This window comes from Pseudofrankia inefficax, from assembly GCF_000166135.1.
Classification (GTDB): Bacteria; Actinomycetota; Actinomycetes; order Frankiales; family Frankiaceae; genus Pseudofrankia; species Pseudofrankia inefficax.
Genome location: NC_014666.1, coordinates 4,797,473 through 4,820,645, shown reverse-complemented (window position 1 = coordinate 4,820,645; position 23,173 = coordinate 4,797,473). Strand labels below are relative to the sequence as shown.

Annotated in this window: 20 protein-coding genes; 11 read left to right on the top strand and 9 right to left on the bottom strand. The window is 74.1% G+C overall.

The features are described 5' to 3' along the window. Positions 1-139: 139 nt before the first annotated feature. Positions 140-934 carry an SDR family NAD(P)-dependent oxidoreductase gene (locus FRAEUI1C_RS19600; protein ID WP_013425073.1) on the bottom strand — a complete coding sequence of 265 codons (795 nt, stop codon included), beginning with the start codon at positions 932-934 and terminating at the stop codon, positions 140-142. Between the two features lie 193 nt (positions 935-1,127). On the opposite strand from FRAEUI1C_RS19600, the gene FRAEUI1C_RS19595 reads away from it, so the two are divergent. Further along, positions 1,128-1,661 carry a cupin domain-containing protein gene (locus tag FRAEUI1C_RS19595; RefSeq protein ID WP_013425072.1) on the top strand — a complete coding sequence of 178 codons (534 nt, stop codon included), beginning with the start codon at positions 1,128-1,130 and terminating at the stop codon, positions 1,659-1,661. A 68-nt stretch (positions 1,662-1,729) separates the two neighbouring features. On the opposite strand, the gene FRAEUI1C_RS19590 is transcribed toward FRAEUI1C_RS19595, so the two are convergent. The 3 genes from FRAEUI1C_RS19590 to FRAEUI1C_RS19580 form a co-directional block, all read right to left on the bottom strand. Next, positions 1,730-2,581: a mycofactocin-coupled SDR family oxidoreductase gene (locus FRAEUI1C_RS19590; RefSeq protein WP_013425071.1), complete on the bottom strand. Its 852-nt coding sequence runs from the start codon at positions 2,579-2,581 to the stop codon at positions 1,730-1,732. Between the two features lie 120 nt (positions 2,582-2,701). Then, positions 2,702-3,517, bottom strand: coding sequence for an SDR family NAD(P)-dependent oxidoreductase (locus tag FRAEUI1C_RS19585; RefSeq protein ID WP_013425070.1), 816 nt, complete (start codon positions 3,515-3,517; stop codon positions 2,702-2,704). 107 nt (positions 3,518-3,624) lie between these two features. Continuing rightward, entirely contained in the window at positions 3,625-5,256 is a 1,632-nt protein-coding gene (locus FRAEUI1C_RS19580; RefSeq protein ID WP_013425069.1) for a thiolase C-terminal domain-containing protein, read from the bottom strand. A 279-nt stretch (positions 5,257-5,535) separates the two neighbouring features. Between FRAEUI1C_RS19580 and FRAEUI1C_RS19575 the strand changes: the two genes are divergently transcribed. Next, positions 5,536-6,708, top strand: coding sequence for a thiolase family protein (locus FRAEUI1C_RS19575; RefSeq protein WP_013425068.1), 1,173 nt, complete (start codon positions 5,536-5,538; stop codon positions 6,706-6,708). A gap of 83 nt (positions 6,709-6,791) precedes the next feature. Here FRAEUI1C_RS19575 and FRAEUI1C_RS19570 read toward each other — a convergent pair whose 3' ends face one another. Then, the gene (locus FRAEUI1C_RS19570) at positions 6,792-7,463 is read right to left on the bottom strand and encodes a TetR/AcrR family transcriptional regulator (protein ID WP_013425067.1); all 672 of its coding nucleotides are present in this window, start codon (positions 7,461-7,463) and stop codon (positions 6,792-6,794) included. A gap of 248 nt (positions 7,464-7,711) precedes the next feature. On the opposite strand from FRAEUI1C_RS19570, the gene FRAEUI1C_RS19565 reads away from it, so the two are divergent. Next, positions 7,712-8,902 carry a cytochrome P450 gene (locus tag FRAEUI1C_RS19565; RefSeq protein WP_013425066.1) on the top strand — a complete coding sequence of 397 codons (1,191 nt, stop codon included), beginning with the start codon at positions 7,712-7,714 and terminating at the stop codon, positions 8,900-8,902. A 74-nt stretch (positions 8,903-8,976) separates the two neighbouring features. Here FRAEUI1C_RS19565 and FRAEUI1C_RS36500 read toward each other — a convergent pair whose 3' ends face one another. Together FRAEUI1C_RS36500 and FRAEUI1C_RS19555 are read right to left on the bottom strand one after the other, a co-directional pair. Next, the gene (locus tag FRAEUI1C_RS36500) at positions 8,977-9,681 is read right to left on the bottom strand and encodes an alpha/beta fold hydrolase (protein WP_013425065.1); all 705 of its coding nucleotides are present in this window, start codon (positions 9,679-9,681) and stop codon (positions 8,977-8,979) included. 156 nt (positions 9,682-9,837) lie between these two features. Further along, positions 9,838-11,088 carry a cytochrome P450 gene (locus tag FRAEUI1C_RS19555; RefSeq protein ID WP_013425064.1) on the bottom strand — a complete coding sequence of 417 codons (1,251 nt, stop codon included), beginning with the start codon at positions 11,086-11,088 and terminating at the stop codon, positions 9,838-9,840. A gap of 252 nt (positions 11,089-11,340) precedes the next feature. Here FRAEUI1C_RS19555 and FRAEUI1C_RS19550 point away from each other — a divergent pair, with 252 nt between their 5' ends. Then, a complete protein-coding gene (locus FRAEUI1C_RS19550) occupies positions 11,341-12,135 on the top strand; it encodes a sulfotransferase family protein (protein WP_013425063.1) in 795 nt (264 codons plus the stop codon). Between the two features lie 207 nt (positions 12,136-12,342). Here FRAEUI1C_RS19550 and FRAEUI1C_RS19545 read toward each other — a convergent pair whose 3' ends face one another. After that, positions 12,343-12,873: a pyridoxamine 5'-phosphate oxidase family protein gene (locus tag FRAEUI1C_RS19545; RefSeq protein ID WP_013425062.1), complete on the bottom strand. Its 531-nt coding sequence runs from the start codon at positions 12,871-12,873 to the stop codon at positions 12,343-12,345. Positions 12,874-13,053: 180 nt separating this feature from the next. Here FRAEUI1C_RS19545 and FRAEUI1C_RS19540 point away from each other — a divergent pair, with 180 nt between their 5' ends. The 7 genes from FRAEUI1C_RS19540 to FRAEUI1C_RS19510 all read left to right on the top strand — a co-directional run bounded on the left by FRAEUI1C_RS19540 (position 13,054) and on the right by FRAEUI1C_RS19510 (position 22,524). After that, on the top strand, positions 13,054-16,191 hold the full coding sequence (locus FRAEUI1C_RS19540) for a DEAD/DEAH box helicase (protein ID WP_013425061.1): 3,138 nt from the start codon (positions 13,054-13,056) through the stop codon (positions 16,189-16,191). Next, positions 16,184-17,026, top strand: coding sequence for an SWIM zinc finger family protein (locus tag FRAEUI1C_RS19535; RefSeq protein ID WP_013425060.1), 843 nt, complete (start codon positions 16,184-16,186; stop codon positions 17,024-17,026). Before FRAEUI1C_RS19540 ends, FRAEUI1C_RS19535 begins: the two co-directional genes overlap by 8 nt. Positions 17,027-17,110: 84 nt before the next feature. Continuing rightward, positions 17,111-17,689, top strand: coding sequence for a PadR family transcriptional regulator (locus FRAEUI1C_RS19530; protein ID WP_013425059.1), 579 nt, complete (start codon positions 17,111-17,113; stop codon positions 17,687-17,689). Then, on the top strand, positions 17,686-18,456 hold the full coding sequence (locus tag FRAEUI1C_RS19525; protein ID WP_013425058.1) for an ABC transporter ATP-binding protein: 771 nt from the start codon (positions 17,686-17,688) through the stop codon (positions 18,454-18,456). Before FRAEUI1C_RS19530 ends, FRAEUI1C_RS19525 begins: the two co-directional genes overlap by 4 nt. Further along, positions 18,453-20,921, top strand: coding sequence for an FtsX-like permease family protein (locus FRAEUI1C_RS19520; RefSeq protein WP_013425057.1), 2,469 nt, complete (start codon positions 18,453-18,455; stop codon positions 20,919-20,921). Before FRAEUI1C_RS19525 ends, FRAEUI1C_RS19520 begins: the two co-directional genes overlap by 4 nt. Positions 20,922-21,214: 293 nt before the next feature. Further along, complete coding sequence (locus tag FRAEUI1C_RS36495) at positions 21,215-21,688, top strand: GNAT family N-acetyltransferase (protein ID WP_013425056.1); 474 nt, start codon at positions 21,215-21,217, stop codon at positions 21,686-21,688. Beyond that, a complete protein-coding gene (locus FRAEUI1C_RS19510; RefSeq protein ID WP_013425055.1) occupies positions 21,685-22,524 on the top strand; it encodes a GNAT family N-acetyltransferase in 840 nt (279 codons plus the stop codon). The genes FRAEUI1C_RS36495 and FRAEUI1C_RS19510 overlap by 4 nt, the downstream gene beginning before the upstream one ends. A 38-nt stretch (positions 22,525-22,562) precedes the next feature. Here the strand turns inward: FRAEUI1C_RS19510 and FRAEUI1C_RS19505 are convergent, their stop codons facing one another. Next, positions 22,563-23,120: a TetR family transcriptional regulator gene (locus tag FRAEUI1C_RS19505; RefSeq protein WP_013425054.1), complete on the bottom strand. Its 558-nt coding sequence runs from the start codon at positions 23,118-23,120 to the stop codon at positions 22,563-22,565. Between the last annotated feature and the right edge of the window lie 53 nt (positions 23,121-23,173).

Genomic DNA, 23,173 nt, shown 5'->3' with positions numbered 1-23,173 from the left:
CGCGCGGAGGCGGTGCGGAACCGCCGGCTACCCACTCGGCCGCGTACTGAGCGAACACCGGAGACATCGCGAGCCGGTTTCGGCCGCGTTGCGTCCGAGAACCGATTCGCCAATGGTCACCGCCGCCGACCAGGGCCGGTCAGAACTGGGTGCCTCCGTCGATGTTGATGACGGCGCCGGTGAGGTAGCCGGCGCGGGGCGAGAGGAGGAAGGCGAACAGTTCGCCGACCTCGGTGGGCGTGCCCGGGCGGCGCAGGGCGACGTCCATATGCCACTCGTCGACCATGACCTGCTCCAGGAGGCCCTCCGGCGGCACGCCGCGCTGCTGCGCCAGCGCCTGGCGCATCGCCGCGAGCGAGCCCGTCTCGATCGCGCCGGGGCAGACGCAGTTCGCCCGTACCCCCGAGCCGCCGTACGCCCGGGCGATGGTCTTGGTGAACGCGGCGACGCCGCTTTTCAGTGTCAGGTACGGCAGCCGGTCCGGATGGTAGGCGCGCATGCCGTACGCCCCGGTCGTCACGATGGTCCCGCCGCCGGCCGCGACCAGGTGCGGGACGGCCGCCCGGACCGTGCGCACCGTCCCCATCAGCACGTCGTCGACGGCCTCGGCCCAGACGTCGTCCGACGCCGTCTCCAGGTTGCGGTGCCCGGCCGTCGAGGTCCCGGTGGTCACGGCGAGGCCGGCGAGCCCCCCGAGCGCCTCGACCGCCTCGGCGAGGATCCGCTCGGCCTCGCCGGGGCGGCTGACGTCGCCGACCACCGCCGACGCCCGCCGGTCGCCGACCCGCTCGACGGCGGCCTTGGCCCGGTCGGCGTCCCGGCCGACGAGCACGACCCGCGCGCCGTCGGCGACCAGGACCTGCGCGGTCGCGAGGCCCATCCCCGCCGTGCCGCCGACGACGACGAACCCGCTGTCACGGATGCCGAGGTCCACCTCAGCCTCCGGCCGGGTGGCGCGCGAGCGGGGAACGTCGATGGCCCACAGAGGCCCAGGTGCTGTCCACGTGCGCAGCTTAAGTGGAAAGATGTAGACCTATCAACGCGGGGACCTCAAGACGCATACTGTATCCATAACTGGAGCCGCTGGCCGGGCGGTCGCCCCGAGCCGGCAGGAGGCGGGTACCGACATGAGTGAGACGACGACCCAGGAGACGGTGGCGCAGGAGACGGCGCGAGGCGCACACCGGCGGGAGACCTTCCGGTTCGCCGAGGCGCTGCCGCTGCACGAGTCCGGCATGATGTCGATGCCGGTGATGTCGCCGGAGGCCCCCGAGCAGTTCCTGGAATGGGTCTCGGGCGGTGGCCAGGTCGTCAAGGTGCTGTTCGGTGACCCGGAGTCGGGGGGCACCAGCCTGGTGTGGTCGCGGTTCAGCCCGGGCTACGTGCTGCCGCGTCACTCGCACAGCGCCGACTGCCTGTACTACGTGACCCGCGGCGAGCTGCGGATGGGCGCCACCGTGCTGGGCGAGGGCGACGGCTTCTTCCAGCCGGCCGACCGCCCGTACACCTACACCGCCGGCCCCGACGGCGTGGAGATCCTGGAGTTCCGCACGACCAGCCCGTTCGACATGCGGATCACCGAGACCCTCCCCGGCTGGGGACGCGTCCTGGACGCGGTCCGGGCCAACCGCGACGACTGGGCCACCCAGCCCAAGGTCTGACCGGGAGCCCGGCCACCGGAAACGACGAACCGCCGCCGGCCCAGGGCCGGCGGCGGTTCGGTGAACCGTCAGAAGGCCGGCTCGCCCTTGAGCATGCCGCCCGCGTCGAGGCGCAGGTTGAGGCCGGTGATGTACTTCGAGTCGTCGGACGCGAGGAACAGCACCAGCGAGCTCACGTCGTTCGGCTCGATGTAGGGGATCGGCATCGACTGGAGCACGGGGAACGCGAGCTCCGCGTCCTCGCGGGTGGGGTTCTCCAGGTCGGGGCGGAACGTCTTGTAGATGCGCTCGTTCTGCAGCAGGTTGGTGTTGACGTTCGTCGGGTGGATCGCGTTGAGCCGCACGTTGTGGGGCGCGAGCTGCAACGCGAGGACTTCGGTGTAACGCGCCACGGTCTGCTTGGCCCAGGAGTAGCCGACCCCGCCGGTGTTGCCCATGACCTCGGTGGTGCCCTTCATCATGCCGGCGGTGGAGCCGGTCAGGATGATCGAGGCGCCGGCGGTGAGGTGGGGGAGGCTGACGGCGACGGTGTTCATGACGCCGATGAGGTCGACGTCGGTGCAGTCGACGAAGCCGCTGGCGAGGGTGAAGTCGTCCCAGGGGCAGACGCCCGCGTTGCCCAGGACGATGTCGAGGCGGCCGAACCGGGCGATGCCCTCGTCGACGGCGGCCTTCAGCTGGGACCGCTCCCGGACGTCCGCCTTCACCGCGACGATGCCGCGGCCGAGGGCCTCGACTTCCTTGACGGTCTGGGCGAGGTCCTCGGGGGTGCCGAGCGGGTAGGGGACGCTGGCGATCTGCTCGCAGAGGTCGATGGCGATGATGTCCGCGCCTTCGCTGGCGAGGCGGATCGCGTGGCTGCGGCCCTGGCCGCGCGCTGCGCCGGTGATGAAGGCGACCTTGCCCTCAAGCTTGCCCATGGAGAAACCCCTTCGGTTGTCGGTACGACGGCGGCGCGGATAGCCGGCGCGCCCCGACGGATTGAACGCTCACTTGAAAGATATCGAGGTCATCGAGGTGAGGCGATAGAACGGCGACGGTCAGCCGGTGGCGGGAGCTCCCGCGGTGAGCAGCCGCTCGACCCCGGCGACCATGTCCGGGTACCGCCTGGTCCGCGCGCCGCCGTCGATGCTGTAAAGCGCGCCGGTGATGAACGACGCCTGGTCGGAGGCGAGGAACGCGACGAGGTTGGCGATCTCCTCCGGCTCGGCGAACCGGCCGAGCGGGGTGTTCTCGACGAACTCGTCCAGGACGCCCGGCAGCGCCCACACGCCGCCGGTCTGGGCCGTCCGGACCAGCCCGGGAGCGAGCGCGTTGACCCGGATGCCGTGGCTGCCGAGCTCCAGCGCGGCGACCTCGGTCAGCGCGACGACGCCGGCCTTGGCGGCGCAGTACGCGCCCATGCCGCGGCCGGCCTGGATGGCGTTGAGGCTGGCGAGCGCGATGATCGAGCCGCCGTGGCCGGCGTCGCGCAGCACCCGGCCGGCGTGCTTGACGGTCAGGAACACCCCGTGCAGGCAGAGGTCGACGACGCGGCGCCACTCGGCGAAGTCGTGGTCGGCGATCTCGCTGAGCGTCCCGCCGCCGGCGTTGGCGACCGCGGTGTCCAGCCGGCCGAACCGCGCCGTCGCGAGCTCGACGAGCGCGGCGATGTCGTCCTCGACGGTGACGTCGCAGCGGATCGTCGCGAGCGCGTCGGTGCCGAGCTCGTCGGCGAGCGCCGCTAGGCCGGCCTCGTCGACGTCGCCGGCGACGACCCGCCCGCCGTCGGCGATGAACCGGTGGGTGACCGCCCGGCCGATGCCCTTCGCCGCTCCGGTGACCACCGCTACCGGCGCCGGTGCCGATTCGTCCATCGTCGTTCTCCCCGATCAGAGACAGGCCCGAGGGCCATGGTCAGTAGGCGTCGCGGTCAGTAGGCGTCGCGAGTCAGTAGCCGTCGAGGGTCAGTGGCCGTCGCGGGTCAGTGGCCGTCGCGCTGCAGCAGGAGGACGCCGGACGGGGTGCCGCCGCCGGTCGTCACGACGGCGGTGCGGGCGTCGGCGACCTGGCGGGCGCCGGCCTCGTGACGCAGCTGGGCCACCGCCTCGTAGAGGAACCCGAAGCCGTGCGTGCGGCCCTCGGAGAGCTGGCCGCCGTGCGGGTTCACCGGCAGCTCGCCGTCCAGCGCGATCCGGCGGCCCTTGTCGATCCAGTCCTGCGCCTCGCCGAGCCCGCAGAACCCGAGCGCCTCCAGCCAGGAGACGGCGTTGAAGGTGAAGCCGTCGTAGAGCAGCGCGAGGTCGACGTCGGCCGGGCGCAGGCTGGTCCTGGTCCACAGGTGCGCTGCCTGGCCGAGGACCTGCGGCTCGTGGGTGAGGGTGCCCTGGTCCCAGGAGACCCGCTCGTTGATCTGGGTGCCGACGGCCTCGACCCGGATCGCCGGGCGGGGCCGGTCGCCCGCGGTCTCGGCGGCCGAGACGATGATCGCGATCGAGCCGTCGCAGGGCACGTCGCAGTCGTACAGGCCGAACGGCGAGCTGATCGGCCGGGCCGCGAAGTAGTCGTCCATCGTCATCGGGGTGCGGTAGATCGCGGCCGGGTTGCGGGCCGCGTTCGCCCGGGCGTTGACCGCGATGGCGCCGAGCAGCTCCCGGGTCGCGCCGTAGCGGTGCAGGTACTGGTTGGCGTTCATGCCGATCCAGTTCGCCGCCGACATCGCCCCGAACGGCCCCCGGTACTCGAACATCCCGGAGACCCGGCCACCGCCGCCCGCGTGGATGCCCAGGGCGGCGGAGGTGGACGCCCAGACCGTCCGGAAGCACAGCACGTGGCGGCACAGCCCGCTCGCCACGGCCATCATCGCGGCGATCACCGCGCCGCCCGGGCCGGGAATGTCCATGCCGCCGTTGATCCAGGTCGGGTTCAGCCGCAGCGCCTCCTCGACCGCGGTGACCCCGCCCTCGCTCATCCCGCCCAGGGCGCCGTCGCCGCCCGGGTAGGTCGACAGGCCGTCGATGTCGGCGAGCGTGAGGCCCGCGTCGGCGACCGCCTCCAGGCAGGCGTCGACGGTCAGCGACAGCGGGTCGACCATGAGGCGCCGGCCGATCGCCGAGCGCCCGATGCCGGAGAGCACGGACCGGTGCTCGAACCGCTCGTCGCTGACCGGCGGGCGGGGGACCGGCCGGCTCGGCTCGGGGACGCGGTCGACCGGGTCGGTGCCGCCGGTCGGCTCGAACAGCGGCAGCCACACGTCCTCGTGCTGCTCGAACCGGACCGCGACCTCCTGGCCGATGTGCACCTCGTCCGGCGCGCAGCCCACGATGTTCGTCGTCAGTCGCACGTCGGCCTGCTCGGCGAGCGCGACGACCGCGATGACGTAGGGCGGCTCGAAGCCCGGCAGCCACTGGTGGGCGTTCACGGTGAAGCCGATGACCGTGCCGCGCCCGGAGACCTCGGTCGGCGCGTGCGCGCGGCTACGGCACTTCGGGCAGATCGGCACGGGCGGGTGGACGAGCGTCCCGCAGTCGGAACAGCCCTGGATCCGCAGCCGGCCGTCGGCACCGGACGTCCAGAACGAGGTGTTCGCCGGTGTCAGCTGCGGAAGAAGCCGCACGGTGGTCGCTCCTCGGGAGTCGGCGGGCGAGGGCGTGGCCGCCCCCGGAACGGATCGGTTCTATCGCGAGGCCGGGCAGGGTGTGTCGGCGGTCGCGGGCCGATCGATGTACGCACCCCACCGGGGGCCTGTTATATGTAGATGTATCACGGCGGCGGTGCCAGGCGGGGTGTGCTGCGTCCGCCGCCGACGATGACCTTCTCCGGCGGTGGGTCTCGACCAGCAGCAGTCTGACAGCGTCCCGGCGTCCGGGGCGCGTTCGTCTCCGAGGAGTTCACCGTGACCGACGCAGTCATCGTCTCGACCGCGCGTACGCCCATCGCGCGGGCCCGCAAGGGGTCGCTGGTCAGCCTGGACGCGTTCCAGCTCGCCGAGGTCGTCGTGCCCGCCGTGCTGGAGCGTTCCGGGGTGCCGGCCCGCGACGTCGACGGCCTGGTGCTGGCCGAGGCCTACCAGGGCGGCGGTGTCCTGTCGCGCAACGTCGCGGTGCGCCTGGGCCTGGCCGACGTCGCCGGGATCGCGACGAACCAGCACTGTGCCGGGGGCCTCGCGGCCGTCGCGATCGCGGCGGGCAGCGTGCGGGCCGGCATGGACCAGGTGGTCATCGCCGGCGGCACCGAGAGCCTGACCAACAGCGCGATGACCACGACGAAGCGGGGCCCGGACGGGAACCCGATGACCTTCGTGTCGGCGTCGCACCCGGAGACGCCGGACGCCCCCGCCTTCGACATGTCGATCACCGTCGGTGAGAACACCGCCCGCGAGCTGGGCCTGACCCGCCTCGACGTCGACGAGTGGGCCGCCTACAGCCACGGCCAGGCGATCGCGTCGATCGACGGCGGCTACTTCGTCGACCAGATCGTGCCCGTCAACGTGCCGCAGCCGGACGGGACGACGAAGGTGTTCGACACCGACGAGTTCCCGCGCCGCGGCACGACCGTGGAGACGCTCGCCCAGCTGCGCCTGCTGCACCCCGAGCTGCCGGACGCGACGGTGACCGCCGGCAACGCCGCAGGCCTGAACGACGCCGCGGCCGCCGTCACCGTCGCCAGCGGCGAGTACGCGGCGGCGCACGGCCTGGCGCCGCTGGCCCGGATCCGCTCGTGGGCCTCGGTCGGCCTCGCCCCGGCGCTGACCGGGCTCGGCCCGTCGCTGGCGATCCCGAAGGCACTCGACCGGGCCGGCCTGACACTGGCGGACATCGACCTGTTCGAGGTCAACGAGGCGTTCTGCTCGGTGCCGGTCGCGACGATCCGCAAGCTCGGCATCAGGCCCGAGATCGTGAACGTCAACGGCAGCGGCGCGAGCCTCGGCCACCCGATCGCCGCCACCGGCGCCCGGATGGTCGTGACGATGGTCGCCGAGCTGCGCCGGCGCGGGAACTCGCTCGGCGTCGTGTCGATGTGCGCCGGCGGCGGCATGGGCGCCGCGATGGTCATCGAGGTGCGGTAGGTCCCCACTCGTCGTGCCCCAGGGGCGCGGCCCAGTTCGTGCGAGCGGCGCCGGCGCCGACCGTGAGGTCGGCGCCGGCGTTTCTAGGCCCCGGCGGCCTGGCCGGGGCCGCGCCCGTCGCGGACCGCGGCCTCGATGAGGCCGATGACCCAGGTGGCGGCGCTCGTCGCCTTCTCGGGGTCGAGGTCCCAGGTGGTGACCATGCGCTCGAAGGTCCCGACGCTCCAGAAGGCGTCCAGCGCCGCGGCGGTCATCTCGCGTTCCTCGTCGGTCCAGTCGGCCGCCGACGCGGTGAGCGCGGCCCGCAGCGCGTGGCGGCGGCGTTCGTCGAGCGCCGCGAAGGTCGGGTCCTCGATCGGCCGGCTGCCGATGGGGAACGTCGCCAGATAGGCGAACGTCTGCGCGATCGTCTGGCCGAAGTTGTCGAGGGTCAGGTTCTCCAGCTCGACGCCCGCCTCGGTCTCCAGCTGGCGCAGGACGGCGTCGCGCAGGTTGCGCTCGGTGGCGAAGTGCCGGTAGACCGTGCTCTCGTTCACCCCGGCCCGCCGGGCCACCGCGCGGACCGTCAGGTTGCGCCAGTCCCAGTTCGGCAGCTCGTGCACCAGGTCGGTGGCGGTGGCGACGATGCGCTCCCGGGTCGCCGCGGCCTGCCGGGAGCGCTGCGAGTTCTCGTACGAGCGCGCCTTCGGGGCCTGCCGGGCGGCGCCGCGCGTCCCGTCGGGGGCCGAACCGCTGCCTGAGCCGCCGGCCACCATCGGGTCTTCTCCTCCATGCGCGTCCGGGGTCGAACCTGGTCGCCCGAACCTAGTCGCCCGATCCTCGCAGGTCGAGATCGCCGCCCCGGGAGACGCGGCCCTCCGCGCTCCGGGCGACTCTTGGCGGCACCGTAACTCGTGCAAGACTGCTTGCACGAGATGCCCTACGCTGTGCCTGGGTTGCCTGAGATCCACCGGTTCGGCCCACCGGATCGGCCCACCAGATCGGCCAAGGCCTGGAGGCGGCTGTGACCACTACGGAGCTCCCCGCGCGTGCGCTGGATCCGACCCGCGACGACCGCAAGTCGGCGGCCCTGGCGGCGCAGCGGGTGCACGCCGACGCCGGGGCGCGCGTCGTCGGCAGCTTCGAGCTGGGCCGCGCGATCCTGCGCAGCGCGCAGATGCGGCAGGCCGGCGCGAGCTCCGACCAGATGGACCCCGAGGACGAGTTCTGCCCGGTCTTCTTCCTCGACGGCGACAGCCACCGCCGCCGGCGCACGGCGATCGCCCGGTTCTTCACCCCGAAGGCCATCAGCGCCCGCCACCGCCTGGTCATGGAACGCACGACCGAGGAGCTGCTGCGGGGAGTCCGGGCCACCGGCACGGGGCAGCTCGACAAGCTCAGCTACAAGCTCGCGGTCGCGGTCGCCGCGGAGATCGTCGGTCTGACGGACAGCGACCAGGCCGGGATGGCCAAGCGCATCCAGGCGACCCTGCTCGGCACCCGGCTGCGCGGGGCGCACCCCGTCGTGCGCTTCGGCCTGCAGGCCCTGACCGCCGTGCACGCGATGCGGTTCTTCGTCCGGGACGTGCGCCCCGCGATCAGGTCCCGGCGCGAGCGGCGGCAGGACGACGTCATCTCGCACCTGCTCGACGAGGGCTACCCGGACAAGGCGATCCTCATCGAGTGCATGACCTACGCCGTCGCCGGGATGGTGACGACCCGTGAGTTCATCGTGATGGCCGCCTGGCACCTGTTCGACGACGACGCCCTGCGCGCCCGCTTCACCGCCGGCGACGAGGCCGACCAGACCGCGATCCTGGAGGAGATCCTGCGCCTGGAACCGGTCGCCGCGATGCTCCACCGGCGCTCCACCGAGGACGCCGACCTCGGGCTCGACTCGGTCAAGGCGGGCGAGCTGCTCGCCGTCAACATCCGGGCCGCGAACGTCGACCCGGCGACGGTCGGACAGTGCCCGCACGCGGTCGACCCCGACCGGGCCAGGCGCGAGAAGGCCGTCGGCTCGTACATGAGCTTCGGCGACGGCAGCCACCGGTGCCCCGGCGCCCAGGTCGCGATCACCGAGACCCGGGTGTTCCTCGACGCCCTGATGCGCCTGCCCGACGTGCGCCTCGCCCGCGTCCCGGACATGACCTGGTGCGACGGGTTGATGAGCTACGAGCTGCGCGACGCCGTCGTCACCTGCTCGACGAGCTGAGCCGGTCGGGCTGGGCCGGTCAGGCAGCCTGGCCCGGCCGGACAGGTTTGGCAGGGCCGGTCAGGCCGTTCCGGTCAGGCGGCTTCGCCGGGCCGGCCCAGCGCGACCGCGCGGCGGACGAAACGGGCGAAGTCGGCCGGGTTCTCGCGGTGCGCCATGTGGGTGGCGCCGGGCAGCGTGAACTGCTCGGCGTCCATGAGCTTGGCGAAGGCGCGCACCCCTGGCTCGAAGATGGGGAAGGGCGCGTCGCCGTACCCGACGATGCAGCGGGCCTTCAGCCGGCCCAGGTCGTAGGGCGCGGTGAACATCTCCGTCGCCTCGGCGACGAACAGCAGGCGCTCGCGGTTCTGCCGCGGCGTGCCCGGTGGCTTCTCCCGCAGCCGCGCGACCGCGTTGCTGATGAGCTGCCGGTGGTCCGCCGGCCACCAGGGCTCCCACTGCAGCGCCGTCTCCCAGAGGCCGACGGACGCGATGAGGTCGGGCCGCCGGATGGCCGCGGCGACGGCGACGTGGCCGCCCCAGCTGTGCCCGACGACCGTCGCGGGCCGCTCGCCGAGCAGGGCGAGCAGGTCGTCGGTGTGGCCGTCGACGCCGGCGGGGACGCCGTCCCAGGCCGGGTCGTCGTCCCAGCCGCGGCGGTCGTAGGACAGCACCTCCAGGTCGTCCAGGAGCGCGGTGACGCGCGCGAAGCTCGATCCCTGGTCGCGGGCGCCGTGCACGAGGACCACCAGCGGTGGCCGCGCGCCGCCGCCTTCGGCGCGACCGCCTTCGGGCGTCACGGACCCGTCCGCTTCGGGGACTTCGGTGCCGGTGATGAGCTGCTCCTCGCGGGCGCGGATCGGCGCTGACCGTCAGCGTTGCTCCGATTCTGGCCGGAACGGCCACCCACACGCGACCTGCTGGGGCCCCGAGCGCCCCGACGGGCGTCGGCGCCGTCAGGCCGCGGTGGTGGTCAGCTCGACGGGCAGCGAACGCGGGCCCCGATGGATGATGCTCGGCTGGTAGGACACCGGCTCGTCGGTGGCCAGGCGCAGCCCCGGGGCCCGCCGCACCAGGGTCCCGATCGCGGTCGAGGCCTCCAGGCGGGCCAGCGGCGCCCCGAGGCAGTAGTGCGCCCCGAGGCTGAAGCCGAGGTGGCGGGGCGAGCGACCGGGCTCGGCGTAGCGGGTGAGGTCGAGCCGGTCGGGCTCGGCGAAGACCGCGGCGTCCCGGCCGGCCGAGGCCATCAGCACGATGACGCCGTCACCCCGGCGGAAGGCGCGGCCGCCGACCGTCGTGTCGGTCAGGGCGACCCGCATCGTGAACTGGGTCGGGGTGTCGTAGCGCAGGATCTCCTCGACGGCCGAGCCGGTGAGCTCGGGCCGGCGGCGCAGCAACTCCAGCTGGTCGGGGTGGGCCAGCAGCGCCCGGACGCCGTTGCCGACCAGGTTGATGCTCGTCTCCATCCCGGCGATGAGCAGCAGCACGCAGATGCCGATGACCTCCGGCGCGCTGAGCGCGTCCCCGGCCTCCTCGACGGCGATGAGCCGGCTCAGCAGGTCATCCCGGGGCTCGGCGCGGCGGCGCCGGACGAGGTCCGCCAGGTACCCGACGACGCCCGCGCCGGCCTCGTCGCGCCCGGCGATCTCCTCGGCGGACAGCAGCGGCTCCGGGTCGGTGCCGCGGGCGATCGCCAGCTCCCACGCGCGCAGCAGGTCCGCGTCCCGCGCCGGCACGCCGAGCAGCCGCTGGCCCACCATCGCCAGGGCGAGCGGCGCGGACAGGTCCCGGACGACGTCGAGCCCTCCGGCCGCGATGGCGTGGTCGACGAGGCTGTCCACCAGGCGTGTGATCATCGGGGCGAGGTCGGCGACCATCCGGGCGCTGAACGCCTTGTTGACCAGGGCGCGCAGCCGCCGGTGGTCCGGGGGGTCCATCCGGATGAACGAGCCCGGCAGGCTCGTCTCCTGGTCCCAGAACGGGCTGAGCCGGTCGGCGTTCCCGTGCCCCCACGCCGGGCTCTGCAACACGGCGGCGCAGTCGGCGTACCGGGACAGCAGCGTGACCTCGGTGTCCCCGAGCCGGACGGCGGCCCGGCCGGGGGTGTCCCGCAGCCGGCCGTAGCCCGGGTACGGGTCGAGGCGATGAGCGCTGTCGAACAGGTCGAGCGCGTCGGGCACGACGTTCCCGAGCTGGCCAGAGGTCATGAGGTCCGCTTCCTTCGTGGCGCCGGTCCGGACGGCGGTCTCATTTTCCGGCGCCGCGAAAGTTCGCGCTGCACCAATGTGCGATGGATCGATAAGACTCTGGCCATGGACCCGGCCGAGGACCGTCGATAACGTGTCGGCCTGCTGGTCGAGCCGGCGGCGCGAATTCCGCCGATTCGGCGTGACGTCACGCGAACGGCGGGGAAACATTCCCTGACCAGAAAGCGACCACGCAGGACCGAGGGGCGGGACATGGAACGGCTGGTAGCGTCGCCAATCTTCATCTTCTCGCCGCCGCGCTCCGGTTCAACACTCCTGCGGACCGTTCTCGACAGTCATTCGGAGATTCACGCTCCGCACGAGCTGCACCTGTCACTGCTGGCGGTGCAGACCAGGGAATGGAATGCGGGCCGCCACGCCGAGCGCTACGCCGAGATCGCGATCGACGCGCTAGGTCTCACGCTGCGGGACCTCGAGCACCTTCTGTGGGACCGCCTCCTGCACCGCCAGCTGGCGCGCAGCGGCAAACGCCTGATCGTGAACAAGACGACGAACGAGGTGCTGACGTGGCGCCGCGTCGCCGAATGCTGGCCGGGCGCGCGTTACATCTACCTCGTCCGGCATCCGGCCAGCATCGCGGCGTCGCTGGCCCGCGCCTGGGAAGGGCGGGTCGACATGGATCCGGTGGGCCGGACGGTCGGGTTCGTGCGGTCGATGAACGAGGCCCGCGCCGAGCTCCCCGGCCTGACCGTCCGCTATGAGGAGCTCACCACGAACCCGGCGGACGTCGCGCGGCGCCTGTGCGCCTTCCTGGACGTGCCATGGGAACCGACGATGACGGAGTACGGCCGGTTCGGGCACGGCCCCTTCACCCGCGGCATCGGCGACTGGAGTGACAACATCCGGTCCGGCCGGATCCAGCCGCACCGCCCGCTGCCAGCCGGCGACGAGGTGCCGGAAGCGCTGCGAGAGCCGGCGCGGTCCTGGCATTACCCGATCGAGACACCCCGGCCCGCGGCGGCCACCTCGGAACCGGCGGCCTGTTGACCCGAGGCCCGAGGCTCGCCGCGCTCGCCCCGTCGACGCGCGCCCCGTCACCTTGATCGCTGTTTGCGTCCTCTGGTGGCTACGAGACAGGCCGGGTCACGACCACTGGAGGGCCGAAGCGGCGATCTTGGGGCGCCTGGCGGTGGCCGGGGTGCACCTCGATCGTCCATCCAGACCTGTGGGGGTCGGGTCTCGTGCCGCGCGGCACTAGAAGCGCCACCTTGTGGCGCCGCCGGGGTCGACGGTGGCCAGGGCCGTCGCGGCGCGGACCGTCAGGCGGTACACGTGCCAGGGCGGCGGGCCCGCCGACGGGGCGCTGAACTCGGCGGTGAGCGCGAGGCCGGTGTCGTCGACCAGGGCCGGCCAGCCCTGGGCGGCCCAGAGCGCCGCGAGCTCGGAGACCGTGGCCGGATCGGTGACCAGATCGGCTGTGCCCTCGACGGTCAGGTCGAACTCGTGGGTGGCGACGCTCAGGGTGCAGCGCGGGTCACGGGCGAGGTTGCGACCCTTGCGGGTGCCCCGCCCGGTCTCGAACCAGAAGGTGCCGCCGGTCCACAGCGCGCCGATGCCGGTGACGTGAGGGCTGCCGTCCGGGTTGATCGTGGCCAGCCAGCAGGTATGACGGTCCGGGCCGCCGGCGTGGGGCGCCTGGGGCAGGCCCCGCCCGAGCCGGGCCTCGATCCCGGACCAGTCGAGCAGTGGCGAGTCGTACAGGGTGGCGAGGTTGGTGGTCTCCATGACTGCTACGACCGGCCTGGACGCCAGGACTCATCGGCGGGCGGCCCGCGAGTCCTGCCCGGTGGGCCGCCGGCCGGTTCGACCGGATCCGGAAACGGGTCGGAGGCCTTCCGTAAGCTCGGGGCCGAGAGCCCTGGAGAGGCCAGAGGCCGGGGCTCCGGTCCGGCCCTGGGGGTGTCGATGCTGGTCGTGCACGCTGTCTGCACGGCCGCCGACGGCGTCCGGCTGTGGGCCGAGGACACGCGGCGCCGGGACGAGGCACCCCCGGAAGGCGGCGCCCGCCATCCCTTCGCGGCCGCGGGCCCGGACCTGGCGGCCCTCGTAACCGGCCAGCGGGCCGGAGTCGGCCCTGCCACCAGATCAGCCGGTGACAGCTCGGCGGGGGCGGGGCAGCGCACGGTCCTGCTGCCGACCACGGCCACGGGACCAGTCGCGTCGCCGGAGCTGACGGCCGCCCTGGCCGAAGCCGGGCCGGCGTCGGGTGGTCCGGCGGCGGTGGGAAACAGCCCGGCGCTGCGACGCTGGCTGGTCGACATGGTCCGACCAGGCGTCCCGCTCAGGTTCGGCGCTGGCGAGGCGTTCCGGCTTGGCGCGTCCGCGCTGTTCCTGCTGGCGGTTGACGGGTTCGCCGCCGATCTGGTCGACCGGGGCCGCGTCCTGCCCGCTGTCGGAGGCGACGGCGCCGGGGCGGTGGCGCGGTGGCTGCCTGTCCGTACCGGGCCGGATGCCGACCGGTTCGGCGCCCTGGGCGTCGCGATGCCACCGGCGTTCCGGGCCGCCGTGGACGGGGACACGCCCGAGACAGGCCCGGCCGACGCGTTGAGCGCGGCACTCGACGACCTGGTGGACGCCCACGCCCGTGACCGGCTCCGACGGGCCGGCCGTGACCCGAGGGCCGGAGACTCGGCGGCCCCGGCCCCGAAGACCCGGGTCCCGAAGGCCAAGCGGTCGGGCCTGGCGGGTGCGGCGGCCGACTGGCTGCGTGCCCTTGACGGCGACCCGGGGCTCACCGCCGCCGGGACCCCGGTCCGCGAGCTGGCCACCAAGGTTGGTGCGTGGCGGGCGGGCGGCGGGCGGTCCTGGCCGACGCGGCTGTGCTTCCGGCTGGGGGAACCGGGCGCGCTGTCGCGGACGGCGCCCGGCGACGTCGACGCCTGGCGGGTCGACTTCCTGCTGCAGGCGGTCGCCGACCCCGGCGTCCAGGTGCTGGCCGGCGAGGTCTGGACCCGCCGCCCCGCCGGGCCGACGAGCTGGGCCACCGACGCGCAGGAGTCGCTGCTCGCCGGCCTGGGGCGAGCCGTCGCCGTCTGGCCGGGCCTGGGCCGGGCCCTGCGCGAGGCCAGGCCGACCGGACTGGACCTCGACCTCGACCAGGCCCAGGAGTTCCTGCGTCTCACCGGTGCCCTGGAACAGGAGGGGTTCGGGGTACTCGTCCCGTCGTGGTGGACCCGGCCGCCCCGCTCCGCGTCGCGGCTCACCGTGCGCGCGGTGCACCCGGTGGCGCCGGTGCTGCGGGACATCACGACGGACCTTGACCGGATCGTGGACTTCCGCTGGGCCGTCAGCCTGGGCGACGTCGAGCTCACCGACGTCGAGCTTGACGCCCTCGCCGCGGCCAAGACGGAGCTGGTCAGGCTCAGGGGCCGCTGGACCCGGGTGAGCCCGCGCGAGTTGGCCGGCCTCGACCTGGCCCGGCAGTCCGCCGGCGGCCGGCTGACCGTCCGCGACGTCCTCGCGCACACGGGTCTCCAGCCTGGCCCCGCCGAGGCTTCCGGCGACGTGGAGGTCGTCGCGGACGGCTGGCTGGGCGCCCTGCTCGCGGGAGCCGTCGGCGAGCCCGGCCCGGACCGCGCCGGGCTGACGCGGGTAGAGCCGCCCGCCGGGCTGGGCGTGCGGCTGCGGCCCTACCAGGAACACGGCCTGGCCTGGCTCGCGCTGCTCGACCGGCTCGGCGTCGGCGCGGTCCTCGCCGACGACATGGGGCTGGGCAAGACCATCCAGGTCCTGGCGCTGGAGCTGCTCGCCCGGGCCGGTGCCCGGCGGGAGCCGACCCTCGTGGTCTGCCCGACCTCCGTGCTCGGCAACTGGCGGCGTGAGGCCGAGCAGGTCGCGCCCGGCCTCACGGTCCACACCCACCACGCGAGCGGCGACGGCAGTCCGCTGGCCGAGGCCGCCGGCCGCCATGACCTCGTCCTCACGACCTACACGCAGCTCGCCCGCGACGTCGAGACGTTCCGCCAGGTCGGCTGGGACCGGCTCGTCCTCGACGAGGCACAGCAGATCAAGAACGCCGCGACCGCGCAGGCCAGGGCCGTCCGCCGGCTCACCGCGCGCCACCGGGTCGCGCTGACCGGCACCCCGGTCGAGAACCGGCTCGGCGACCTCTGGTCGATCATGCGGGCGGTCAATCCGGGCCTGCTCGGCTCGGCCAGCTCGTTCCACGCCCGCTACGCGGTGCCGATCGAGCGGTACGGCGATCCCGACGCGACCGCCCGGCTGCGCCGACGGATCCGCCCGGTCGTGCTGCGCCGGGTGAAGACCGACCCGGCCGTGCTGCGGGACCTGCCGGCCAAGGTGGAGCTGCGCCAGCTGTGCACGCTGACAGCGGAGCAGGCGGCGCTGTACCGGGCCGTCGTCGACGACATGATGGAACGGCTGCGCGACGCCTCGTCCCCGGTCCGGCGCAACGGCGTGGTGCTCGCGGCGATGACGAGGCTCAAGCAGGTCTGCAACCATCCGGCGCACCTGCTCGGGGACGGCTCGGCGCTGGCCGGGCGCTCCGGCAAGCTGGCCCGGCTGGAGGAGCTGCTCACGCAGGTCGTCGCCGGCGGCGAGCGGGCGCTGTGCTTCACCCAGTTCGCCCGCTTCGGCGCCATGCTCGCGCCCTACCTGTCCACCCGGCTCGGGGTGGAGGTGTCGTTCCTGCACGGCGGCCTGCGCGCGGCCGAGCGCGACGCGCTCATCGAACGGTTCCAGACCGGGACCGGTCCCGGGGTGTTCCTGCTGTCGCTCAAGGCCGGTGGCACCGGCGTCAACCTGACGGCGGCGAACCACGTCGTCCACGTCGACCGCTGGTGGAACCCGGCGGTCGAGGCGCAGGCGACCGACCGCGCGCACCGGATCGGGCAGCGCCGGGACGTGTGGGTGCGGACCCTGCTGTGCATGGGCACGCTGGAGGAGCGGATCGACCGGATCCTGGTGGACAAGGCGGCGCTGGCCCGGACCGTCGTCGGCGGCGGGGAGAGCTGGCTCGCGGCGCTGAACACCGACGAGCTGCGCGACCTCGTCGCGCTCGCCCCCGAGGCCGTCGATGGCTGACCAGGCCTGGTGGTCGTCCCGGTTCCTCGCGCTCATCGAGGGCATGAGCCCGCCCGAGCCACTGCGAGCCGGCCGCGCCCTGGCCCGCACCGAGGCGGTGCTCAGCGTCCGGCGGTCCGGCAACCTCGTCGTCGCGATGGTCCGCGACCAGAACGAGGACCTGCACAAGACCCGGCTGGCGGTCCGGACGTTCGGGGACATGGACTGGGGGCGGATCGAGCGGGCGCTCGCGTCGCAGGCCCGCTACGCCGCCGCGCTGCTGGCCGGCTCGATGCCCGCAGACGTCGAGGACGCCTTCGCCGTGCTCGGGCTCTCGCTGCTGCCGACCCGGGCCGACGACCTGGCGATGGACTGCACCTGCGCCGACTGGCAGCGGCCGTGCGCGCACCTCGTCGCGGCCTGCCACCGGCTCGGCGAGTCGATCGACCTCGACGCGTTCGCGCTGCTCGCGCTGCGCGGCCGGGAACGCGACGCGGTCCTCGCCGGCATCCGGCGCCTGCGGCCGGCGTCGGCGTCCCGCCCCGGCGGCGGCACCCACGCCCGGTCCGGGGGATGGCCGTGGGGATCGCCCGCCCAGCCAGGCGACGGGACCGCGGGCGACACCCTGGAACCGCTGCCCAGCTCCCCGGCGGCGTTCTGGACCGCGCCGGCCCCGGATGGCGGCTCGGACGTCCGGTCCGAGGCGCCGGCCCGTCCCGACGTTCTGCTGGACCTGTGCGGGCCGCTGGTGGTGGAGCCGCTCGGCGACCTGCGGGACGAGCTGCGTCCCGCCTATGCGGTCTTCGCGGCCGGACGGGCGAGCGCGGCCCGTCCCGACGGCTCCGTCGAGGAATGAGTCTGACGCGCTGACACGGGGCTCTCGTCAGGCTCGGTGTATACCGGGTATGATACCGAGTATTCTCCGAAAGGACGGGCGCCCGTGAGCGTGCGACATGCCCTGTTGGCCCTGCTGAGCGAGGGCCCGAAGTACGGCCTGCAACTGCGCCAGGAGTTCGAGGCGCGGACCGGCGAGGTCTGGCCGCTCAACGTCGGGCAGGTCTACACGACCGTGGCCAGGCTCGAACGCGACGGGCTGGTCGCCTCGGACGACGGCGACGAGCCGGGGCCGCAGAAGACGTTCCGGATCACGCCGGAGGGCGGCGCCGAGCTGGCCCGCTGGCTCACGACGCCACCCACCGCCGACGCGCCGCCCCGCGACGAGCTGGTCATCAAGGTGCTGGTGGCCGCGCGGCTGCCCGAGGCCGACGTCGCCGGAATCCTCCAGAGCCACCGGCGGCACCTGATCGAGACGATGAGCCGCTACACCCGGCTGAAGCAGGACGCCGCCGAGGACGACCTCGGGCTGCTGCTGGTCGCCGACGCCGAGATCTTCCGGCTGGAGGCGGTCGTCCGGTGGCTGGACGCGGCGGAAGGCCGGCTGCGGCACCGCCCACCCGTGGCGTCCCCCGCGGCGCCGGCCCCGGCCCCGGCTCGGCGCACCGCGAGGGCGGCCCGGTGACCACGACCTCGATGGACGCCGTCCCGGCGGATGCCGTCCCGACCGCGCCCGTCCTCGAGCTGCGCGCCGTGACCAAGGTGTACGGCTCGGGGCCGACCGAGGTCCACGCGCTGGCGGGCGTCGACCTGTCGGTCCGGGCCGGCGAGATGGTCGCGATCATGGGCCCCAGCGGCTCCGGCAAGTCCACCCTGCTGACCATCGCGGGCAGTCTGGAGCAGCCGACCAGCGGCGACGTCCTGGTCGAGGGCACCTCGCTGGCCGGCATGTCGGCCGCCGACCGGGCCCGGATGCGACGACGCCACATCGGCTACGTCTTCCAGGACTTCAACCTGCTGCCCGGGCTCACCGCCGCCGAGAACATCTCGCTGCCGCTGGAGCTCGACGGCCTGAAGGCCAGGAAGGCCGCCGAGTCGGCGCGCCGGGCCCTCGACGGGCTCGGCCTGGCGGACCGGGCGGACAGCTTCCCCGACGAGCTGTCCGGTGGGCAGCGCCAGCGGGTCGCCATCGCCCGTGCACTGGTCGGCCAGCGCCGGCTGCTGCTGGCCGACGAGCCGAGCGGTTCGCTGGACTCCCAGGCCGGCGAGAACGTCATGCGGCTGCTGCGCAGCGCCTGCAAGGAGGGCGCGGCGGCCGTGCTGGCGACCCACGACGCCCAGCTCGCCGCGTGGGCCGACCGGGTCGTGTTCGTCCGGGACGGCGTGGCCGTGGACCAGGCCGGCCCGGCCGCCGGCCCCGAGTCGCTGCTCACGGCGGACGTGCCGCGGTGACCGTCCAGACGCCGCCCCGGTCGCGGACCCGGCCGTCGGGGGCCCCCGCGGACGGCGGCCTCGCGGCCCGGCGAGCGATGACGCGATGGGCCTGGCGGATGCTGCGCCGCGAGTGGCGCTCCCAGGTCCTCGTGACCCTCCTGCTGCTGCTGACGGTGGCCGTGGCGGTCTGCGGCGGGACCACGCTGTACAACGTGCCGCGGCAGGCCGATCCGAAGCTCGGCACGGCCGGGGCCGTGTACGTGCTCAACGGGCAGAACGGCCGTGCGGCGGACCTGGCGGCCGACGTCGCCACCCTGCGCCGGGCGTTCGGAACGATCGACGTGATCGGCCACTCCGGGTACGGCGTCGCGGGCCTGGCCAAGGCGGTCGACTACCGGGAGCAGGCGCCGCACGGCACCTTCACCGGGCAGCTGCTCGCCATCCACCGTGGGCGGTACCCGGCCGGGCCGAACGAGGCGGCCGTCACCACCGGGGTGGCGAAGCTGCTCGGGCTGCGGCTCGGTGGCACCGTCGCGCTCGACGGCCACTCGCGGGTGATCGTCGGCATCGCCGAGGACCCGAGCGACCTGACCGACGACTTCGTCCTGATCGCGCCCTCGGCGGACTCGCCGCCGCAGACCGCGTCGGTGTTCGTCCGGACGACGGGTTCCAACCGTGGCGGACTGGGCCTGGCGACCGTCGGCCAGGTGATGGGGCAGGGGCCCAATACGGACCACCTGGTGATCACGACCCTTGTCCTCGGCGGGGCGACGGTCCTGCTGCTGCTCGTCGCGTTCGTGGCGGCCGCGGGGTTCGCCGTGCTCGCCCACCGCAGGCTGCGCCAGCTCGGGATGCTCGCGGCGATCGGTGCCACCGCGCGTCACATCCGGCTGATGATGGCCGTCACCGGCCTGCTGGTCGGCGGGCTGGCGGCAGGGGCCGGAGCCGCCCTCGGGCTGGCGCTGTGGCCGGCGGTGGCCGCCTGGCTGGAGCCGGCGGTCGGGCACCGGGTCGACCGGCTGGACATCCCCTGGCCGCTGGTCGCCGGCGTCGGGCTGCTCGCGGTGCTGATGGCGACGGCCGCGGCCTGGTGGCCCGCCCGTGCGGTGTCGCGCCTGCCGGTCACGCTCGCGCTGTCCGGCCGGCCGCCCGCGCCCAGGCCGTCGCACCGCCCGGCGCTGGTCAGCGTCTTCTTCCTCGCGGTTGGGCTGGGACTGTTGGCGGCCGGTGAGAAGAAGAGCCCGGCGCTGATCGTCGCCGGCACGGTGGCGATGGCGCTCGCGATGCTGTTCGCGGGCCCGCCGGCGATCAGGCTGCTCGCCGCGGCGGGTGGGCGGGCCCCGGTCGCCGTCCGGCTGGCGCTGCGCGACCTGGGCCGCCACCAGGCCCGGTCCGGGGCCGCGCTGGCCGCGATCAGCCTCGCGGTGGGCATCGCCGCCGCCATCGTCGTGGTGACGACGGGCATCCAGGGCAGCCCGACGGGCGGGAACCTGGGCGATCACCAGCTGCTCGTCGGGATAGCCCGGCCCGGCGACCCGCCCGGCCTCGTGCCGATCCGAACCGACGCCCAGCTACGGGGCCTGGCCGCGCAGGTCGACGAGCTCGCGGCGCTGCTCCCACGTCCGACCGTGATCCCGCTTGACCTGGCCTACGATCCGGCGGCCAGCCCGGAGCTGGGCCTGCAGGGCAACGAGCCCGTCCGGCGCGCCCTGGAGGTCGACCGGCCGCGCGGCGGCGGCGAGTACGAAGGGATCCCGGCGTACGTCGCCACGCCCGACCTGCTGCGGCTCGTCGGCGCCGACGGGGTGCGGATCCCTCCGGCCACGGACGTGGTCACCGCCAGGGCCGGGCCCCTGGTCATCTTCGACGCCGGGCGCGACGCGCGGCAGCCGCCCAGCACGCACGTCAGCGGCCCCCGCTTCACGTCGCTGCCCGACACGCTGCTGACGTCGGGCGCGCTCACCCGCCGCCACCTGACCCCGGTCCGGGCCGGCTGGCTGGTCGAGTCCGCGCAGCCGCTGACCGACGCGCAGCGGGCCGACGCGCGGCGGATCGCCGCCGCGGCCGGGCTGACCGTCGAGTTCCGCGACGGTCATCCGGGCGTGCGGACGGTCCGGGCCGGCGCCACGGCCGGTGGGCTGCTGCTCGCGCTCGCGGTCCTGGCCATGACCGTCGGCCTGATCCGCGGTGAGGCCGCCGCCGACCTGCGCACGCTGACCGCGACCGGGGCCAGCGCCGGCATCAGGCGCACGCTCACCGCGGCCACCGCCGGCGGGCTCGCGCTGCTCGGCGGGATCCTCGGCACCGCGGGCGCGGGGCTCGGCCTGGTCGCGGTGTACCGGCATGATCTCGCGGTCTTCGGGCGGATACCGCCGGGCTACCCGCTGGTCCTGCTCGTGGGGATCCCGCTGGTCGCCGCGGCGGCGGGCTGGCTGCTGGCCGGGAAGGAGCCACCGGCACTGGGGCGCCGCCTGTCGGACTGACCCAGCCCGGAAGGTCGCGGGATCCAGGGACGACCCGCGGGCGGCCAAGGCGCCATTCCCAAGGAACGGTTCGCGGCGCGGGGCTCGGCCGGCGCCCGCGATAACCGGTTGCCCACCCGGATCCAGAGTGCGAGTGTTGCGGCCTGGCGCGCGGCCGGCAGACAGATCGCTGGTACCGATCTGTCTGCCGGCCGCGCGCCGAACGCCGTGCCAGACGGCCACGCCCGCGGACCCGCTGTGGGCGACTCTCGGGGCGACCGCGCGGTGTGCGCGGAACAGGCGAAAGGCGAACCATGACGCTGCGCTGCGCGCGGGTGTACGGCGCCGCCGCGGCGCGGCTGATGCCGATCCTGCGTGACGCCGAAGAGGACGACGAGCTTGTCCGGGCGGCGCTGGGCGACCCGGCCTGCGCCACCTACGCGGCGACCCTCGACGCAGCGGACGTGGGCGCCGCGGTCGTGCGCTGGGGAGAACCGGGCGCCGAGGCCGAGATTCTCTACCTCGCGGTCTCCGCAGACGAGCGCGGGAAGGGGTACGGCCGGGAGATCGTCGCCGCGATCCAGGCCGAGCTGCCCGCGCACGGCAGGTCGCTCCTCGTCGGCACGGCGAACTCGGCGCTCGACAACATCGCCTTCTACCAGAAATGCGGGTTCCGCATGCATGCCGTGAAACCCGACTACTTCGCCTACGTGCGACCCCCGATACGTGACCACGGCATCGTCATGCGGGACATGATCGTCTTCCGATACGACCTGGACGCCCGATGATCGTCCACTCCTCCCTTTTCTGTGACGTCGCCCTGGCCGAGCGGATCGAACGGGCCGAGGCGCAGCTCATCGCCCGCGGCAGCGAGGCCGCCGGGCTCCGCCAGACCGGCACGCCGGGCTTCGTCAGGCCCGTTGCCGGCGGCGTGGCGAGCTTCGCCGAGGAGGGCTCGCCGCTGAACAAGATCGTCGGGCTGGGTTTCGCGGGCGTACCCGACGTGGCCGACCTCGAGCAGGTGGAGAAGGCGTTCGCCGCCTGCGGCGCACCGGTTCAGGTGGAGCTTTCCCAGCTGGCCGACCCGGGGGTCGGCGCGCTGCTGACCGGCCGCGGGTACCGGCTGGTGTCGTTCGAGAACGTTCTCGGCCGGTCCCTGGACGGCGGCCCGCGGCCGGTGAGCCCGCCGGGCGTCGAGATCCGGCCGAGCGGGGACGACGAGTTCGAGCCGTGGCTCGACGTCGTCGTCGACGGTTTCGCCCACCCCGACACCCAGGGGGTCCCGTCCCACGAGGAGTTCCCCCGCGAGATCCTGCGGCGCGCCGTGCTCGACATGGCGGCTGCCGGCGTCCGCCGTTACCTCGCGCGGTGCGACGGCGTGGTCGCCGGCGGCGCGAGCATGCGCACGGCCCAGGGCGTCGCGCAGCTTACCGGCGCGGCGACCGCGCCCGCGCACCGCCGCCGCGGCGTGCAGTCGGCGCTCCTGGCGGCGCGGCTCGCCGACGCACCGGGCTGCGACATCGCGGTCGTCACGACCCAGCCGGGCTCCAGATCCCAGCAGAACGTGCAGCGCCTCGGCTTCGACCTGCTCTACACCCGGGCCGTGCTGATCAAGGACCTCTGAACCGGCGCCCCACCCGTCCGGCCGGCGCGTACGTCCGGTCAGATCAGGGCGCGCAGGGCGTCCGCCGCCTCCGCGACGCAGCCGGCGAAGCTGGGCGGTTCGGTGGCCGAGATCCAGCGGGCGAAGGCCACGTGGAAGACGGTCACCGCGCTGTGGGCGGCCAGGCTGGCGGTCGGCTCGCCGATCCCGCGGGCCCGCAGCGCCTCGGCGATCGTCTCGGTCATCGCCGCGAGCTTGAGCAGTTCGCGTTCCTGCAGGCTCGGGTTCGCCGCGATGATCTGGGAGCGGCGCACCGAGTGATCGCGGATCTCGCCCAGCAGGCTGCCGCCCGCCACGATCCCCGCCAGGGCCGCGTCGAGGGGTGAGAGCTCGGCCGGCGCGGCCAGGATCGCCTCGTACGCGGTCTGCACCATGGTCTTCGAACCGTCGAAGAGGACCTCGCGCTTGTCGGCGAAGTGCCGGAAGAAGGTGCGTTCGGTGACGCCGGCGCGCTCGGCGATGTCGCCGGCGGTGGTCTGCTCGAAGCCGCGCTCGGCGAAGAGCTCCACCGCGGCGCGGATCATCCGCCCGCGCGCGTCCGGTTCCCAACGACCCACACGCCGAGTGTAGTGATGACAGTGTCTGACATGGCGTGCTAGTGTCGATGTCA